Source organism: Leyella stercorea, assembly GCF_021531355.1.
In the GTDB taxonomy this organism is placed as follows: domain Bacteria; phylum Bacteroidota; class Bacteroidia; order Bacteroidales; family Bacteroidaceae; genus Prevotella.
In genome coordinates this window covers 13,004-31,098 of the sequence record NZ_JADYTS010000001.1, presented here as the reverse complement: position 1 = coordinate 31,098, position 18,095 = coordinate 13,004, and the positions used below count along the sequence as shown (strand labels likewise).

At 49.3% G+C, this 18,095-nt stretch carries 19 protein-coding genes; 1 reads left to right on the top strand and 18 read right to left on the bottom strand.

All coding sequences use genetic code 11. The annotated features are described in order from the left end of the window. Positions 1-42: 42 nt before the first annotated feature. The 4 genes from rpsB to I6E38_RS00135 form a co-directional block, all read right to left on the bottom strand. Complete coding sequence (gene rpsB / locus I6E38_RS00150) at positions 43-831, bottom strand: 30S ribosomal protein S2 (protein ID WP_235392073.1); 789 nt, start codon at positions 829-831, stop codon at positions 43-45. A gap of 282 nt (positions 832-1,113) precedes the next feature. After that, complete coding sequence (gene rpsI, locus I6E38_RS00145) at positions 1,114-1,500, bottom strand: 30S ribosomal protein S9 (RefSeq protein WP_235392072.1); 387 nt, start codon at positions 1,498-1,500, stop codon at positions 1,114-1,116. A gap of 10 nt (positions 1,501-1,510) precedes the next feature. Next, positions 1,511-1,972 carry a 50S ribosomal protein L13 gene (gene rplM, locus I6E38_RS00140; protein ID WP_235392071.1) on the bottom strand — a complete coding sequence of 154 codons (462 nt, stop codon included), beginning with the start codon at positions 1,970-1,972 and terminating at the stop codon, positions 1,511-1,513. Positions 1,973-2,301: 329 nt separating this feature from the next. Then, a complete protein-coding gene (locus tag I6E38_RS00135) occupies positions 2,302-2,472 on the bottom strand; it encodes a 4Fe-4S binding protein (RefSeq protein WP_007897308.1) in 171 nt (56 codons plus the stop codon). Positions 2,473-2,675: 203 nt separating this feature from the next. On the opposite strand from I6E38_RS00135, the gene porT reads away from it, so the two are divergent. Then, positions 2,676-3,431, top strand: coding sequence for a type IX secretion/gliding motility protein PorT/SprT (porT, locus tag I6E38_RS00130; protein ID WP_235392070.1), 756 nt, complete (start codon positions 2,676-2,678; stop codon positions 3,429-3,431). A gap of 8 nt (positions 3,432-3,439) precedes the next feature. Here porT and I6E38_RS00125 read toward each other — a convergent pair whose 3' ends face one another. From I6E38_RS00125 to I6E38_RS00060, 14 genes are all read right to left on the bottom strand, one after another. After that, positions 3,440-3,907 (bottom strand): gliding motility lipoprotein GldH, encoded by a 468-nt coding sequence (locus I6E38_RS00125; RefSeq protein ID WP_235392069.1) that lies wholly within the window; start codon positions 3,905-3,907, stop codon positions 3,440-3,442. Between the two features lie 93 nt (positions 3,908-4,000). Further along, positions 4,001-5,425, bottom strand: coding sequence for a PSP1 domain-containing protein (locus I6E38_RS00120; RefSeq protein WP_235392068.1), 1,425 nt, complete (start codon positions 5,423-5,425; stop codon positions 4,001-4,003). Then, positions 5,426-6,523 (bottom strand): DNA polymerase III subunit, encoded by a 1,098-nt coding sequence (locus I6E38_RS00115; protein WP_235392067.1) that lies wholly within the window; start codon positions 6,521-6,523, stop codon positions 5,426-5,428. It abuts the gene before it with no gap. Between the two features lie 221 nt (positions 6,524-6,744). Further along, a complete protein-coding gene (locus tag I6E38_RS00110) occupies positions 6,745-7,701 on the bottom strand; it encodes a methylenetetrahydrofolate reductase (protein WP_235392066.1) in 957 nt (318 codons plus the stop codon). Positions 7,702-7,752: 51 nt separating this feature from the next. Further along, complete coding sequence (locus I6E38_RS00105) at positions 7,753-8,973, bottom strand: sugar MFS transporter (protein WP_235392065.1); 1,221 nt, start codon at positions 8,971-8,973, stop codon at positions 7,753-7,755. A gap of 134 nt (positions 8,974-9,107) precedes the next feature. After that, complete coding sequence (locus I6E38_RS00100; protein WP_235392064.1) at positions 9,108-10,652, bottom strand: arylsulfatase; 1,545 nt, start codon at positions 10,650-10,652, stop codon at positions 9,108-9,110. 153 nt (positions 10,653-10,805) lie between these two features. Continuing rightward, positions 10,806-11,768, bottom strand: a complete 963-nt coding sequence (locus I6E38_RS00095; RefSeq protein ID WP_235392063.1) for a hypothetical protein — start codon at positions 11,766-11,768, stop codon at positions 10,806-10,808. Positions 11,769-11,826: 58 nt separating this feature from the next. Next, complete coding sequence (locus tag I6E38_RS00090; protein ID WP_235392062.1) at positions 11,827-12,564, bottom strand: hypothetical protein; 738 nt, start codon at positions 12,562-12,564, stop codon at positions 11,827-11,829. A gap of 57 nt (positions 12,565-12,621) precedes the next feature. Further along, positions 12,622-13,119, bottom strand: coding sequence for an RNA polymerase sigma factor (locus I6E38_RS00085; protein ID WP_235392061.1), 498 nt, complete (start codon positions 13,117-13,119; stop codon positions 12,622-12,624). Positions 13,120-13,332: 213 nt separating this feature from the next. Further along, a complete protein-coding gene (locus I6E38_RS00080) occupies positions 13,333-14,757 on the bottom strand; it encodes a tetratricopeptide repeat protein (RefSeq protein ID WP_235392060.1) in 1,425 nt (474 codons plus the stop codon). 69 nt (positions 14,758-14,826) lie between these two features. Then, the gene (locus tag I6E38_RS00075; RefSeq protein ID WP_235392059.1) at positions 14,827-15,798 is read right to left on the bottom strand and encodes a PstS family phosphate ABC transporter substrate-binding protein; all 972 of its coding nucleotides are present in this window, start codon (positions 15,796-15,798) and stop codon (positions 14,827-14,829) included. 138 nt (positions 15,799-15,936) lie between these two features. Next, positions 15,937-16,767, bottom strand: a complete 831-nt coding sequence (locus tag I6E38_RS00070) for an energy transducer TonB (RefSeq protein WP_235392058.1) — start codon at positions 16,765-16,767, stop codon at positions 15,937-15,939. 34 nt (positions 16,768-16,801) lie between these two features. Next, positions 16,802-17,449, bottom strand: coding sequence for an ExbD/TolR family protein (locus I6E38_RS00065; RefSeq protein WP_235392057.1), 648 nt, complete (start codon positions 17,447-17,449; stop codon positions 16,802-16,804). Between the two features lie 3 nt (positions 17,450-17,452). Continuing rightward, positions 17,453-18,073 (bottom strand): ExbD/TolR family protein, encoded by a 621-nt coding sequence (locus I6E38_RS00060; RefSeq protein WP_235392056.1) that lies wholly within the window; start codon positions 18,071-18,073, stop codon positions 17,453-17,455. Positions 18,074-18,095: the final 22 nt, after the last annotated feature.

Here is an 18,095-nt window from a genome sequence, read left to right as displayed (position 1 = left end):
ATTTACGAATTAAAGAATTTCCGATCTTTATGTTATGTAAGATTACTCTGCTGCATTCTCAGCAGGAGTTTCCTCCTTGCGAGCCTTGCGGGGAGCCTTGCCCTCCTTCTGCTCAGCAGCTGCCTTCTCGTCAGCCTTCTCTACCTTACGCTCCTCAAGACCCTCTGCGATAGCACCGCAGCAAGCTGAGAGAACTACGTCGATAGAATCCTTAGCGTCGTCGTTAGCAGGGATGATGTAGTCGATGTTGCGTGGGTCAGAGTTGGTATCTACCATAGCGAACACCGGAATGCCGAGGCGGTTAGCCTCCTTAACGGCGATGTTCTCCTTCATCACGTCAACAACGAACAAAGCGCTCGGGAGGCGAGTCAAGTCAGCGATAGAACCGAGGTTCTTCTCCAACTTAGCACGCTGGCGTGTCACCTGCAGAAGCTCACGCTTAGAGAGCTTTGAGAAAGTTCCGTCGTTCATGAGCTTGTCGATGTTCGCCATTTTCTTAACAGCCTTGCGGATTGTCGGGAAGTTGGTGAGCATACCGCCCGGCCAACGCTCGATAACGTAAGGCATATTCACGCTCGCTGCCTTCTCGGCTACGATGTCCTTAGCTTGTTTTTTAGTAGCGACGAACAGGATCTTCTTGCCTGACTTTGCGATCTGCTTCAAAGCCTCAGCAGCCTCGTCAACCTTAGCTACGGTCTTGTGCAAATCGATGATATGAATGCCGTTGCGCTCCATGAAGATATAAGGAGCCATTGCGGGATTCCACTTACGACGGAGGTGGCCAAAGTGACAGCCTGCCTCTAACAACTGGTCAAAATTAGTTCTTGACATTTCTTTGTTCTTGTTAATTTGTTTACTTTCCTTTGAGTTAAATTGAACCAGCCCACGAGTAACGAATGTCGAGTTTTGAGTTTTGAATTTTGAGTTTTGAATTGGTCGGCTTCGCCGATTTTGAATTTTGAATTATAATTCTAACTCACAACTCCTAATTCGTAATTCCTAATTCGTAATTCCTAACTCACTCTTTCGGTCTTGCGGGTTTGGATGCTAAACTTTGGAGATATGCTAAGCCACACATATATATAATAAGGTGTCCCAGCCGTTCTCCATATTTTAACGCTTGCTGAACTGGAAGCGACGGCGAGCCTTCGGCTGACCCGGCTTCTTACGCTCAACCTCACGTGAATCGCGAGTGAGGAAGCCCTGACCCTTAAGAGTCTTCTTGTCCTCAGCGTCAACCTTTACAAGTGCGCGGGCGATAGCGAGACGAAGAGCCTGGCTCTGACCGGTGAAACCGCCACCGTCGAGGTTGCACTTGATATCATATTTCTCTTCCACACCGAGCAGGAGCAGCGGCTGCTTAACCACATACTGCAGAATTGCTGATGGGAAATACTTTGCGAGTTCTTCCTTGTTGATTGTGATCTTACCGGTGCCCTCTGTGAGATAAACACGAGCTACGGCACTCTTACGGCGACCAATTGCATTTATCATTTCCATCTTCTATTCTTTATTTATACTGGTTAATATCAATTGCCTTAGGCTGCTGAGCCTCGTGCTTGTGCTCTGTACCATCGTAGATGTAGAGATTGTCAAGCAGGTGACGGCCGAGAGGACCCTTGGGGAGCATACCCTTCACAGCGTGACGGATAATCTTGTCCATTCCGTCAGGACGCTTGCGGAGCTCTGCCGGAGTGTTGAAGCGCTGTCCACCAGGATAGCCAGTATAACGTGTGTAAACCTTGTCTGTTTCCTTCTTGCCAGTGAAAACAGCCTTGGCTGCGTTGATAATGATAACGTTGTCACCACAGTCCACGTGGGGAGTGAATGACGGCTTGTACTTTCCGCGGATTAGCTTTGCTACTTTAGAGCAGAGACGACCTACTACCTGGTCTGTGGCATCGATTACCACCCACTCCTTCTTAGCTGTTTCCTTGTTTACGGAAATAGTCTTGTAACTTAAAGTGTTCATTGTTTAATTTAAAAATTACTACTAAAAAACGTTTTATTTTTGTTGCACGAGCGATTCACTAACCACGCCGTTTGGCCTTTTCTATAACGAGCGCTATTAACACCCTCATGCAGGGGACTCTAAGTGTATCCCCAAATAATCGGTCCGCAAAATTACTCATTTTTTATTATATAAAGAAATCATGCTTTTAAGCAGCCCGCTTATTTACATTTATTTAACAGAAAAACAATACTTTAGCAACATCTGTACCCAACAGAACACGAAAAGGCGGCAAACTACGAGCACAATATGCTGCAATTTGCCGCCTTTAATATTTCTGTAGTAAATCCTTACTCGCCGAGGCTGATAGCCTCCTGAGGACATACGCTAGCGCATGTACCACACTCTGTGCAGAGATCAGGGTTGATTGAATACTTTTCGCCTTCAGAGATAGCCTCTACCGGGCACTCACCAATACATGTACCGCATGCGATGCAGTCGTCGCCAATTACATAAGCCATAATTAAATTCTATTTAAATGTTATTAATGTTATACTACCTAAAATTAGATGATGCAAAGATAGCGTTTTTCTTCGAAATACCTACAAATGGGTAGTGATTTTAACTTATTTACACATTCCACTCCATTTTGCTATATCCGTATTGCATTTTTTTGGTAATAAGCCAAAGCAATAACATTGGGTTAATGTCGTTATATATTATTATGAGACTCGCAGCTATACTGATATTTTTAGCGGCTATGCCATCTATGTTAGGCGGCATGGCTCACGCACAGCAACGTACGGTACAAAACCGCCCGTATACCGACTTGCGTCCGTTTCACTTTGGTGTCGTAGTAGGCACTCACTTGCAGGATGTGGAGCTGACCAACGTCGGGCAGCAGACTTATATCGGTGAAGACGGGCAGGAGCACCAGGCACTTGTCACCGTCGACCAAAGCCGTTGGGATCCCGGCATTAACGTCGGTGTGCTCGGCGAGGCACGCCTTACAGAGCATTTCCAGGTGCGCGTGGCACCGATGATGTATTTCGGCTCACGCCATATCGTATTCCACGACCTTAACAAGTTGGATGCCGACGGACGTGCCGAGGAGTCGCGTCAGGACATCAAGTCGGCTTACATATCTTGCTCAGCCGACTTGATTTTCGCCGCACCTCGCTTCAACAACCATCGTCCATACCTTATGGCAGGTCTGGCTCCGATGCTCAATCTCAACACCAAGCGCAGCGACAACCTGCGTCTGAAACGCTACACCATGGCAGTAGAGGCTGGTGTAGGATGCGATTTCTACCTACCTTTCTTCAAGCTGCGCCCCGAGCTGAAATTCGTCTACGCCCTTGGCAATTCGCTCGACACCAAACATGCCGACGAACTGCGCGACAAGAACATGCTCAAGTATGCACAGGCTGTAAGCAAGGCAAGCTCAAAGATGATTGTGCTGAGCTTCTACTTCGAGTAGCTTCTACCCTACTTGCGATTAAGCGATATGCCTACATCGCTTATACCCGGCAATATCTCACGCTTCATGTCGTGACGTACACGTATATGTATTGAGTCGCCTTCCTGCAATTGCAGTGCGGCTACGGGGAAACGGTACTGGTGGAAATTGACGCCAGAGCCCGATGCGTTGCCATGTCGGTCGGTAATCTTACAGTTCACCGTGTCGTTGATAATGGTATCTCTCGGATAGATATGCTGCTCAACGATTAGTGTGATGGCAGTGAACGGATAGGCTTCGCTGGTTCGCAGTCCAAGCCACATATCGTATGTGTCCGTACCGTCAACAGGACGTATGTCGAACGACAGCGTATCATTTTTCTCCCACCCTGATATTGGCGTTGATGCGTAGCGGTCGTACACGAGCCGGCTATTGCATGCCGATAAAATCAGTAGCGACATCACGACCAACAGTGCAAAACATTTGCTATTCTTCATATTTCCTTCCAAGTATCTTTTTATATTAGCTTTATAAGCAATGACTATTAACGGAATGAGGGTGTGCCATAAAAAACACACCCTCATCCTATTTTATTTCTGTACATCAGCATTGGCCTGAGGCTGCTGCTTTGGCTGCTGTGCCTGCGGTTTTGCAGGATGCTGCGGTTTAGGTTGCTGCTGACCCTGCTGATTAGCCTGCTGTTTTTGCTGCTGACCTTGCGGCCTGGGCTGCTGTGGATGTTGACCCTGTGGTTTAGGCTGCTGACCCTGTGGCTTATGGTATTGCTGTGCCTGTGGCCTTGGCTGTTGCTGCATATCGGCAGGAGCCGACTTTGGCTGTCGCTGTTCGCGCTGCTTCGGCTGCTTTGGCTCACGCTGCTGATTATTGGCAGGCTGCTGCTGACGATTCGGACGATTCTTTGCCTTCTTCTTTTTCTTAGCCTTATCAAAACGGCTGATGTCTGCATCCGCCAAAAGGTCGGCAGGACGGTCGGATGTGCTCACTGAATCTCCCTCATCAAGCGCCTCAGGCTTCTCGCCACGACGGTTCATCTCTATGACAGCACGCGCACGTTCTGCCGAGATTGTAATAAGATTGGCAGCTATCGACTTATCAGTTGAATATGTCACGAGACCAGCCAGTATATCGGTCTTGAACAGATACCAGTCGCCGTCGGCAGTCTGCAATACGACATCGCGAGCAGGCATCTTGCGTCCAGCCTCAACATAGTCGTCAACCTCATAGTTGAGACAGCACTTCAGCTTAGCGCACATTCCGGCAAGTTTCTGCGGATTGAGCGATATGTCCTGGATGCGTGCCGCATTGGTGCTGACGCTCACAAAGTTCTTCATCCATGTAGCACAGCACAGCTCACGACCACACGGTCCAGTACCGCCAATGCGTCCAGCCTCCTGTCGAGCACCAATCTGTTTCATCTCAATGCGCACGTGGAAGGTGTCAGCCAGAACCTTGATGAGCTGTCGGAAGTCAACGCGCTCGTCAGCGATGTAGTAGAATATGGCCTTGTTGCCGTCGCCTTGATACTCCACGTCGCCTATCTTCATCTGCAGCCCGAGGTCTTTGGCTATCTGACGGCTCTGTATCATTGTGCCGTGTTCGCGGCTCTTTGCCTCATAATACTTGTCCATATCAGTAGGCTTGGCTATACGGTATACGCGCTTTATCTCATCAGGCGACTTCAGATTGGCTTTCTTCACCTGCAGCTTTACAAGGCGTCCGGTCAGCGTCACAACACCGATGTCGTGTCCAGGGTTTGCCTCAACAGCCACGGTATCTCCTTTTTGAAGGTCAAGGTGATTGACATTGTGATAGTAACCCTTACGTGTGTTCTTGAACTGCACCTCAACGAGGTCTGTATCCTCCTCGTTGCCAGGCACGTCATACAACCAGTCGTAGGTGTTGAGCTGTCTGTCCTGCCTACCGCAAGCGCAGTGGCTGAGCCCGCGGTCGGTGTCGCGGGATATATGGAATTGCATGTCCTTGAATTCTTTCATCTATTTGCGTGTTATATATATTATTGATTGTAGAGCTATGTCGAAAAACACCATCTTTGAATTGGCGTTCTGTGTTATGTCGCGCAGTGCACGTTCGAACATCTCGCTAAACTCGAAGATGTTGCGCTCGTTGATGAACGGTGCGAAGCGCGACGCAAACTGTTCCTCATTGACAGTCATATAGGTGAGTCGCGGGTCGTGGAAGTTGTACATGAAGTTCTCGCGTATCATACGGCTGAAGTACACGAGCAGTCGCTTTTGTTTCTCACGACCGAAGGCAGCAATACTTTCACTCCATTTCTTGAGTTCCTTGACGCGCTTGGCGTATGCCAGTCGCATGAGCATCGTAAACAGGTCGAAAAACATGTTATTCTCATTGCCTGCCTGCAACGCTCCTGTGGCTTCTGTCCACGAACCGCCTGAAATACGTGCTATACGATGTGCGAGGTCTTGCTCGATTCCGCAACGCGCCACGAGAGCCAGCTCTATTGCGTCGTCGGCAATGCGCTTGAAGTCGAATCGCTGCGTGCGGCTGCGTATTGTTTCGAGCAGTCTGCCCGGGTCTTCGCTCACAAGGATAAACACCGTTTGCGCTGGTGGTTCCTCAAGCAGTTTGAGCAATTTGTTGGCACTCGTCTGGTTCATGCGCTCGGGCAACCAGACTATGCACACCTTATATCCGCCCTGACTCGACTTCAGACTCAGCTTGCGCGACAAGGCGTCGCTCTCAGCACCCGTGATTACAGCCTGCTGGTTCTCGGCATCCATCTGCGCCATCCATTGTTCGAGCGTGAAATACGGTCCGCGCATTATCATCTCGCGCCACTGACTGGCGTAGTCGTCGCTCGTGGGCTGATGTTCCGACCCCATGCTGGGCTTCTTTATGGTGGGATAGCTGAACACAAGGTCTGGGTGAGTCCATTGGTTCAGCAGTCGGCTATGACCAAGCAGTTCCGAGGCGAAAGCCATGGCAAGCGCCATCTTGCCGCAGCCCGTCGGACCGCAGAACAGCATTGCATGTGGCACGCGCCCCTCGTCAATGAGCTGGCGCAACTGCCTTTTGGCCCCTTCCTGGCCTATCACTTCGTCAAACTGCATATTTTGAGTTTTGAATTTTGAGTTTTGAATTGTTGCCGATGGCAATTGTGAGTTTTGAGTTTTGAATTGTGAATTATTACGACTTCTATCGCAATTTTGAATTTGGAATTATGAGTTTTCGGTATTGGATTTTGAAAAATTCAACATTGAACAATTCAAAATCGCAGGCGAAGCCGAGAACAATTCAAAACTCAAAATTCACAAATCAAAATTCAAATATCTTACAGCAACCTCTTTGCCACCTCCCTAACCGAGTCGACAGCCGACACGGTATAGAAGTGAATGTTGTGAACTCCGGCAGCATAGAGTTGTCGACACTGCTCGGTGGTCCACTCAATGCCCAACTGTCGGGCGTCGTCGTCAGTCTTGCACTTGAGCACTTCCTGCGCCAACTCCTGCGGGAGGTCGCAATGGAACGTCTTGGGCACTACCGTAAGCTGCGACAACTTGGCAAACGGCTTCAGTCCAGGAATGATTGGCATCGTTATGCCCATTTCGCGGGCACGCTTCACAAAGTCGAAGTACTTCTGGTTGTCGTAGAACAGCTGCGTCACGGCATAGTCGGCTCCGAGGTCTTGTTTCAGCTTGAGATACTCCATATCCATCTCGATGTTGGGTGCTTCTTCGTGTTTCTCGGGATAGCACGCCACACCGAATCCGAACTTTCCGCCAGGATTCTTTATCGGCGTTCCGTCGTTGAAGAATCCTTCATTGAACTTATTCACCTGCTCTATCAGCTCTGTCGTGTGCGAGTAGCCGCCTGGCGTAGGCACATATCGGCTGTCTTCCTTGGCCTTGTCGCCACGCAACAGCAGCAGGTTTTCAATACCGAGAAACTGAAGGTCGATGAGTTCATACTCTATGTCGAAGGCACTCGCTCCGCTGCATATCACGTGCGGGATGACGGGTATGCCGAACTTGTTCTGTATGGCGGCAGCTATGGCTACCGTACCTGGCCGACGACGCAAGCGCAAACGCTCATACTGTCCGCCCTCCACCTCACGGTACACATACTCGCTGTGGTGGGTGGTGATGTTGATATACGCAGGGTTGAATTCCTTAAACTTCTCTATCGTCGAGAACAGACGCTCTGTTCCGGTGCCCTTCAGCGGCGGCAGCACCTCAAACGAGAAGTGTTTGCTTCCGTCTGTGCTGTTCAGTATCTCCTTGATGTTCATTTTTCGTTGATGTATTGATTATCCTAAAAAACCTTGTGTATTTCCCTTTTTCTATTTCTTCACCGTGCTCCTCACTGTGCTCCAGGCATAAGCCATCACAATAGCATATCCTACGAGCGGAATGAAGAACGGCAGCACGAAGTTGCCTGCATGGTCGGCAGCGTAGCCCATCAGCAGGAATCCGCATCCGCCTACCGGAGTCATCATGAGTATCGACGAGGCACTCTTGGTCAGTCCGCCGAGTCCGCGCAGGGTGAGTGCAAAGATGGTCGGAAACATGATAGCCTCGAAGAAGTAGTTCATCATCAGCGCTGCCATAGAGATATTGCGACCCATGTCGAGCAGCAGCACGGCAATACAAGCTACCGTACCCACTGCACAGATGAGCAGATATTTCTCGGCTGCTATATTACTCATCACGGCTGCACCAATGAAGCGCGCCAGCATGAACAGTCCCAGACCGACGGTCAGCACCGTAGAGGCTGTGGCTGGCTCCATCCATCCCTGTCCTGTGACATAGTTGATGAAGTATGAGTTGATTGAAATCTCTGCCACCTCGTAAGCGAGCAAGGCTGAGAGTCCGAATACGAAGCAGCGGTTCTTGAACAGGCGCGAGATGTTATGTCCGCCCTGTTGCGTCTCCTTATCGTCGGTGTGCTTTATTTCGGGCAGGTTTACACGTGAGAAGATTACGGCAATGAGCAGCACAAGGGCACCCATTATCGAGTATGGTATCACAGCATTGCTGCCGTCGCCTGCCGATTCGCTCTGAAAGAGGAAGCTGCCAACAACGAGTGTAGCAAACATCGAACCTACTCCGTTGAACGACTGCGAGAAGTTCAATCGTGCAGTAGCAGTCTCTTTAGGTCCCAACTCCGTAACGTATGGGTTGGCAGACGTCTCAAGAAACACGAGTCCGCAACCTATGACGAACAGCGCCACAAGATATGGATAGAATGTTCCCGCCATTGAGCACGGAATGAAAGCCAGCGAACCAAGTCCGAACAGCACCAATCCCGTCACAACTCCGCGGCGATAGCCCATACGATTGATGAACAATCCTGCCGGAATGGCCATGAGGAAGTAGCCCATATATGTTGTCACCTGTATCAGCGACGACTGGGTTATTGTAATGTCAAGCTCGGTCTGAAAATGCTTATTGAGCACGTCGAGTATGGCGCGAGCAAAGCCCCACATAAAGAATAGTGAGGTGATGAGAATGAACGGCACCGCATACTGCTTGCTGCTCAATGATATCTTATTTTCTTTCATAATGTGCAAAATTAGACAAAAATACTGAATTATAAGTGTTTTGTCCGAAAAAGATACTTAATCTTTTAGACAATAAAGCCCCGACTTGTGCAAGTCAGGGCTTTATTGTAATATCAAATCTGCCTATTGATAACTTAGTAGGGCAGTGTAACTTTGAACATCGGGTTGTCAGTATGCTCCTTCTTTATTACGTCGATGAGCTGCTGTACTATTTCGGGGTGCTTGTCTGACACGTCAATGTCCTCGTGCAGGTCGTTGGCGAGATTGTACAGGCGTGGCTTGCCCTTTACTACTATCAGCTTCCAGTCGCCTCGGCGCACACCAATCTGATCGGTCTCGTGGAACTCCCAGTACAGATGGTCGTGCAGCTGCTGCTTGTCGGCATTGCCCAAGAGTGTCGGCGCGATGCTGATGCCGTCAAATCCGTCGCCCGGCAGAGCACGGTTGGTGTAGCGCTTGCGGAAGTTCTTCACACCGGCAAGGTCGCAGAATGTAGGCATAAGGTCATAGAATGCAAATTGCAAGTCGCTTGTTGTGCCAGCCTGAATGCGTCCGGGCCACCATGCTATGAACGGAATGCGTATGCCACCCTCGTAGCATTGGCGCTTCAATCCGCGCAGTTTGCCGTCGCGACCGAAGTATTCGGGATCGGCTCCACCCTCCTCGTGAGGTCCGTTGTCGCTGGTGAAGATAACGAGCGTGTTCTTGTCGAGCCCCTTCTCCTTCAGTTTGGCCATCACCTCGCCTACATACGAGTCCAGACGGGTTATCATTCCGGCGAAATGGGCGTGTGTATGCTCTACGGAATTATAGCGCGAGCCTTCCTGTCCGCCCCAGGTCTTGTCGACGAAGAACTTCTTCTTGTAACCTTCGAGTATCTGGTCGTCGGGCTGAGCCAGCTCGGCATGGGGCAGAGTGTAGGTGAAGAAGCCCACAAACGGATGCTCGGCATCCTGACTGTCAATCCACTCCAGAGCCTTGTCGTGTATCATACGTGCCGAGTACTGGGTGCGCTTGAAGTAGTCCTTGCCGAACATCGGATACTTGATGTTCTCCTCCATCACCTCACGCACAACGGCTGTGTCGCCCTGCGAACGCGAGAAGCGGTTGAGGAAGTTGGGATAATACAGATGAGCCTGGAACTGGCAGATGTAGCCATAGAACTCGTCGATGCCACGCTTGTCGGGTGTTGAAGCCGAACCTTCATAACCTCCTGCCCACTTGCCGAACACGCCTGTGCGATAGCCGCGGTCCTTGAGCATTTCGGGCAGAATCTTATGGGCAGGGTCGTAAGGCTCCTGACCTACTACGGCGAAGTCGACGTTGTCGCCATACTTCACGGTATTCTTGTACGACCAGTACTCCTTGTTGCCACGCACATGCGAGTGTCCCGAGTGCTGACCGGTCATAATGGTAGCTCGCGACGGTGCCGATACGGGCGAACCGGCGTATGCCTGAGTGAAGCGCATGCCCTCGCTTGCCATACGGTCGATGTTGGGCGTAGAGATATAGGGCTGTCCATAGCATGCAAGGTCGCCATATCCCATGTCGTCGCACAGTATGAATATGATGTTGGGGCGTGCAGGGTCGTTGGCCTTAGCGGCCTTTGCTGTCTTAGCCGCAAGCAGCGTTGGCACGCAAGCAATGCCTGCCGAGGCTAATAGAAGAGATTTGTTCATATCGATTGTTGTTTGTTTTCCTTTGCAAAGTTAATGCTTTTTATTGAGACCCAAAAGCCCTCCGGCAATCATCACGATGCCGAAGGGCTGAAAATATATTAATTCAAATATATATAGAGAGAGAAATTCGATAGCTGCAGTACAGCATTCTGCTTATTTGCCGTTAAGATACTTTTGGGCAAGATTTAGCATTTCGCGTATACCATTGTCGCGTGCGCTCTGCTTCATGTCGTCAAGTATTCCTATGCATGATAAGCGCTCGTTGTGGAGCAGAAGCTTGCCGTGCTCACGACACAACTGCAGCATCTTGTTGACGGGCGGCATTATACGGTTGGCGAAGAAGGTCTGCTCCTTGCCCGCAAACTGCACCATCTGTATATACTCGGTGCGCAGATCGTTGAACCGCTGTATGAAGTCGCCGCTGTTCTTTATGGGCACATCGATGCTGCTTGCCTTCTTGTTGTCCTGCGGACGATACACTATGCTGTTGCCCGTGTTGCGGTCGTAGCGTATGATGGTGCCGTCGGAGTTGACCGTAATGGACGTGTTGGTGTCGTCGGAATTGACGGTAGTAGTGGTCTTGGTTATGGTCTTGGGCAGCGACCTCACATATTCGGGGTTCAGGCTGTATACACGTATGATGTCTACACACCACATTTCCTTTTTCTTCTTGTCCTTCTTGCTTTCATACCATGCCAATGCATAGCACGTGCGACGCTTCGAATCGGCAGGGTCCTTAAAGTAAAGCACGAAGTAGTTGCGGTCGGAATATTTCATAAACACTATCGTCTTTTCCGAATTCTTGCCGTAACCTATTTTACTGGCAGAGCCGCCATAGCCTGCCATACGCTTGTTCACAGAGTAGGCATTCGTCTGCTCGTCGTTGAAGACATCCATCAGCTGCTTGAACTTGCCGCTGTTCTTTGCCACAAGAAATATATTTCTTTCATAAACGCATTGCTTGCCGTCGGTGTCGGTGTCGGTTTCCTTGGAGGTTGAAATTTCTTCAACAGCGCCTTTCTTGAACTGCTCCACTACGCGGGCAATGGTGGTCTGCGCTGCCGCAAATGCCGGAACGAGCGCAAGGGCGATAATCATTGTGAATATCTTTTTCATAATCGTCAATGTTTTATTAGGTGTATTTATTCGATGCGAGTATATTATTCATCCGATGTCAATACAGTTCGTCGTCGGCTTCGTCGTCGATTTGGTTGAGCATATCTACTGCAAGCAGCGTGTTGCGCACCTCGTCGACAAGCCTAAGCGACTCCCTTATGTCGTGCTCTATGCTCTGGCGCTCTGCCTCGGGCAACTCGTGTATGGCTACAAGGCAGTCGGTGGCAGAGCCGTTCACGTTGGCATCGGCTTGGTGCGTGGTGCTGTCGGTGGCGGCGGCATGTGCCAGATAGGTCTTGGGCGGAGCAATGTAGTAGCGGCGGCGTACGCTTGGGCGACGACGTTGGGGCTGTGGCTTGAGCTTTACTGAGTCGGTCACGACGTTCTGTTCAGCCTCAACACCTGTAGACGTGCTGCACGTGTCGCTCACTACTACAGCCGATGCTATGGGCTGGACGGGTGCCGACGGGCGATACATTATCAGCAACAGAGCCACGGCTGCTGCCACTGCCACTGCCCCACTCCACCATGCTGCCATGCGAAGGCTGTGTCTGCGCGGAGCGACAACCTTGCTGCTGTCGGGCGCGACACGAGTCTCTGCCTGCCCGGCTGAACCGTCAAACTCGGGCAAAGCGCCTAAGGGCATAACTTCGTCAAAGTAGGCGAACATGTCGCGATAAGGCTGCAAGTCGTCAGGCAAGTCGGTAGCCGAACGGAAGTAGCGCGCAAGAAGCTGCTCCTCGTCAACGGTTGTCTGACCGTTCATATATCTGTCTATGAGTTGCTTGATTTCCATAGCTGTCATTTTATTGTGATTAAAACATCTTACAAGTTACATTACCAATTATCCGAATTACTCAACCCGTTGTCGGGCTCGCATTGCTTCCAATAGCTTACGCCTGGCTCGTGACAGGAGCGTTGGCACCGAACCTACACCGATACTGAGTATCGCGGCTATCTGCTCGTCGGACTTGCGTTCCACCTGACGCAGATGCAGCACCTGATACTCGGTGGATGGCAACGCCTGCATCTTACGTTCAAGCCAACGCTCATCGTCGGCTACTTCCATAAGAGTGTCGGGCTGAGTGTGGAGTTCGTCGACGACAGGTCGATTGTCCATCGGAATAGTGCGGCATCGCCGGTGGAAGTCAACTGATAAGTTGCGTGCCACAGTAACGACAAGGGCTTCGATACGCTCCACCTTCAACTCGCCACGCAGCGACCACAGCTTCAGCAGCGCATCCTGCGCCACATCCTCTGCATCGTCTGCGTCGAGACCAAGGCTACGTGCTGTAGCCACCGAGCGGCGGCGCAACACTGGTGCTATATGTTCAAACTCCTTGTCTTTCATTCTTTTGGTTTTCTGATATATAAACGTACAAAGGCTCGATTTATGAACGAGATTAACTTTTATTTATATTTGAAGGCCACAACTTCGCCAAAAATACACATAGATATATGAAAACAAAAAAAGACGGCGAACCGAAGCTCGTCGTCTTTAATTATTATTTGTTATTTCCTTGTCGACTTGTATATTGTCTAATTGTCAACAGTTTCTTAAGTATTACTTAATAGAGAGAATCTGCTGTGCATTGGGATCGTCCGGACGAATCTCAGCGAGCTTCTGTGCCCACTCCTTTGCCTCAGCCTTCTTGTCGTTCTGAATATAGTGAACGGCAAGATAGGTGTAAGAGATAGCAAGCTTGTTGAGCTCTGAAGCAGTCTTCTCAGCCTTCGGCTCTACGAGCGAGATGTACTGCTGATAGTAAGGCAGAGCGCGACCTACCTTAACATCAGGGTTAATCTGATGGTTCATAAGAGCACGCTTCCAAACTGCGTAAGTAGCAGCATAATCGTACTTCTCAGCCATGCGAGCGTATACCTTATCAGCATTCTCGAATGCAGCCTTCTTAACAGCATCAGTAGCTCCCTCTACAGAAGCCTCGTCGATGTAGATGTCGGCAAGAGCGTCAAGCTCCTTGTATGTAGCATTCTCGCCAGCCTCTGTGATGTACTGCTCCATAGCGGCAACAGCCTCAGGGAAGCGATGAGCCTTAACATAGAGACCAGAGATGAGCTTGTTAGTCTCCTTGTTCTCAGGGTCAACCTCAGGAATGTGCTTGTAAGCAGCGATAGCCTCGTCAAACTTGCCAGTGTTCATAAGAGCCTCGGCATAGTAGATGTAGTCGTTGGCTGTGTACTTGATAGTATCAGTTGTGTTGAACAACTTGTTACCATAGTTAACAGCGTCCTCATACTTCTTAACCTTGTCCGAAGCATACATACCTACACGGTAGAATGAAGAGTAATGAGGATACTTCTGAACACCAGCAGCGGCAAGCTGCAGAGTCTTGTCATAGTCCTCAAGTACGTATGCTGTAGAAGCATAGTCGAAAAGGATATAGTCGTCGAGCGAGTTGATGTTCTGAACCTTGCCGTAGTACTGGAGAGCTGTCTTCAACTTATTGTTTGAAGAGTACATATAGCCAGCTGCAGCGTCAACAGGATAGTCAGGCTTTACCGAACGAAGCTTCTCAAGCATAGCTACAGCACCGTCAGCGTCAACCTTCTGATATACGCGAGCGTACTTTACATAAGCTGTAGGATCCTGAGGGTCCTGCTGTGTAGACATTTCATAGTAAGAAGCAGCCAAACCGCCGTCATCCTCAGCCGAAGCGATGTCGCCACGAAGGATATAACCAGCCGATACATTCTTGCCAACCTTCATTGCCATATCGGCATAAGTCTTGGCCTGCTCATAATTCTTTGCAACAAGGAATGCGCGACCAAGACCTGCAATAGCCTGTGCATTCTTCTTGTTCAACTTCATGAAGTCCTTAATCTGCGCCTTAGTTGCGACAGCGTCACCCTTGGCGTCAACTACTACTTTTGTGATGGCATCAACCTGCGATTTAACGTCCTGTGCCATTGTTGGAGCGGCGATGCTGAGCATCAAAGCTCCTGCTACGAGATATTTAATTGCTTTCATAATTCTGGTTGTTTAATTGTTCAATTGTATAAAGCCGCGGGGCAAAAGCTATTGTTTAATTAAAGGATTCTAATACGGTTTGTTGTTCACATTGACATCGCGGATTGCAATCTCACCACGAGTAGGCAGCAGACCAGCCTTGAACACGATGAGCTGTCCACGTGGAGACTCAATAAAGTGAGCAAATCCCCATGGGAGTCCACGCTTGGGGTCGTTGAGCAGAGCATAAATGGTGCGTACAAACGGATAGCGACCGTTGAGCAACCATGCCTGATACGGTTTCCACGAATTCATTGGAGTGGCCTTATCGAGTTTTGACACCGACATTACGGTGATAGCCTTGTTCCAAGTAGTATTTGTTGAGTCGCGCTTGTCGTTAAGCCAGTTGCTTCCTATCACGCCAATGGCATTAGGAGTGCGAGCTACATAGTCGATAACATCTTTTGAGTCCTTAGCTGCAAACACGTTCGGACTATTGATTGGCTTGCCACCGAGAATTGAGTCACAGCAATAGTCGACAGCTGCCGACTTCTTGTTGTCGAAACATACCCAAATCTCACCGAGCTTTGAGCCTGGGTTAACCTCACTCCAACGTGTCTTCTTACCAGAGAGAACAGCCTTTATATCATTGACTGTGATGCAAGAGTCGAGGTTTTTATTATTGCAGATGAGCGCCATACCATCATATGCGAGAGGCACAGCCTCGGGCAATTGGTCGGTTCCCTTCAGATAATCATATTCTTTCTTAGTGAAGTTGCGTGCCGTAATGGTGAGCATCACCTTATTTTTTAGAAGCATGTTCACACCGTCTACCTCATTAGTATAGATAGGCTTTACCATTGCTTCAGGGCACTGCATCTCGAATACCTGCTTCAGTTCGTCAACAATCGGACTGAAACTCTCGTCGGCAGCGAAGCTAATCACACCCGATGAGTTGGTGTCTGTACGGCCATCCTTACGCTTCTGCTGTCCGCACGAAACGAAAACGAAGGCCACGAGGGCTAATCCTACGATGAATTTGAAGGATAAGTTCTTTCTCATTATTCCTATGAATAAAAATAATGGCGTTATTCTGATATTTGAAATAACGCCGCTGTGTCTTGTTGTTTTTAAATGTTGCCACCGGGCAACCTCTCCAAGAATGGAGAGATTGCTCGGCTGCAACTATATCAGTTATTATTACTGTAAGCGGAATGTTACAGGTACCTGGTACTTAACACGAACAGCAGAGCCGTTCTGCTTACCAGGAGTCCAACGTGGCATACCCTTAACCACGCGCATAGCCTCACGGTCGAGTGACGGGTCAACCGAACGCAATACGTTAACGTCGGTGATAGAGCCGTCACGCTCTACAACGAAGCCAACAACAACACGTCCCTGTACGCCGTTCTCGGCAGCTACAGTCGGGTAGTGGATGTTGTCACGAAGATAAGCCATAAGAGCTGCATCGCCACCAGGGAAGAGAGGCATCTGCTCTACTACGGTAAAGATCTTTGTCTCCTCCTCATGCTTTGGAGGTTCTGGAGCCTTGATTTCTTCCTTAGCCTTGAGCACAGCACCACCAACCTCGTCGTTACCCTCAACATTGAAGGAACCGATAGCCTTGGTACTCTTCTCTACTTCCTCGAGCTTGATCTCGTCCTCTTCCTTTACCTCTTCGTCCTTCTTGATGACAGGAGCGGTAAACTTGACTGAAGACTTAACCTGCTCAACAACCTTTTCAGGTTCGGTACGGATAACTTCCTTCTTTTCTACCTTAGCTTCCTTCTTCTTCTCCTGGAGACGAGCCAGCTCGACAGCCTGAGTATTCTCAACAGTCTTGTTGGCCTGTGCCATTTTCTGAAGTTGGAGTCCGAGGAAAAGGAGTACTGCAGCAAGGGCTACGATAATGATGGACCACACGTTACGCTTGGTAGTACCCTTGCGCAACTTGTAGGCTCCATATGCCTGGTTTCTGCCCTCAAAGACGAGGTCAGTCCATTCATTGGATATCAAATCTATTTTTGACATTTCTTTGTCCTTTCTTTAATTATTAGTCATTGAATTACTTAATGCCGCGTTTTGCAAGCAATGCTTCATCCTGCGGATTAATCTTGTCAATGACGTACGTACCAATACTGCAGATAGTCATTTCGTCCAAAGCGTCTACCATATTCTTGTAAGAAGCGCCATCAGTACACTTGATAATGATGGTCATGGTAGGAACCTTACCGTTGTCGAGTTCACCCTTCTTGATCTTGCTCAACATAGCGTCATAAACGCTGTCAGGATAAGCTGCCGGATTGGCGAGCTTCTTCTGGTCGAGGCGAATCTTAGCAGCCATGATGTCAGCTACAGGAGTAGAGCCGTCCTCAGTAACGTGCTTGATAAGCACCTCACGGATTCCGTTCTTGCCCCATGAAGTCTCCTTCAGGCATGAGGGATCGTCGTAGTTAGGTATACCATCGACATGGTAGATTTTGTCATTACCGCATACAAAGATAGTAACGGTCTGAGAAGCTTTGGCCGCGTTGCGGTCCTTGTCAGAGATGTTCTCATCGTTCGAAGGCATAGTCAAGTTCATCGTCTGGGGTTTAGCCAAAGATGTACAGAGCATGAAGAACGTGATAAGAAGCATCATCATGTCCACCATAGGCGTGAAGTCCACGCGGGTGTTCATCTTTTTCTGTCTGCTTGCTTTTTTCTTTGCCATGTCTTACTCCTCCGAATTTGATTTAAGCGACGTAATCAGGTAGTAACGGTTCTCGTTCATATCCTGAAGCTCAGACATCATTTTCTTGATGACCTTGTACGGTGTGCCAGCGTCGGCCTTGATAGCCAACTTCATGTCAGAACCGTTGTTGTCGCGTGCCATTTTTACCCAGTCCTGGAACTGGCTCATCATCGAACCAGTCTTGGTGCTGTCGGTAGGAATACCCTTGACAGCCTGGTACTCATTCAATTTGTCGCCCAAGCTCAGTGCGCTTGCCAAATCCTGCATATCAACGCCTAATGAAGCAGCGCCCTGTGCGGTCTCAAACTGCTTCTTAGTAAGCTGTACGCCATACTGATCGGCCATGCCCTGAACGAGGTCGCCCATCTTCTTTGGGTTATCCATACCCACGAAGATACGGCCTTCCTTATCGCAGAGAATTGTCAGGACGTTTGTCTCCGGTACCTTGATTTCAGATACCGAGCCCGGTGTAACGACCTTCACTGCCTCGTTCTTCACGAATGTTGATGTCAACATGAAGAAGGTAAGCAAGAGGACCATCACGTCGGACATAGGAGTCATATCTATCCAGACATCCGCTTTCTTAACTTTTACTTTACCCATAATGATAAATGTTTTAAAGGGT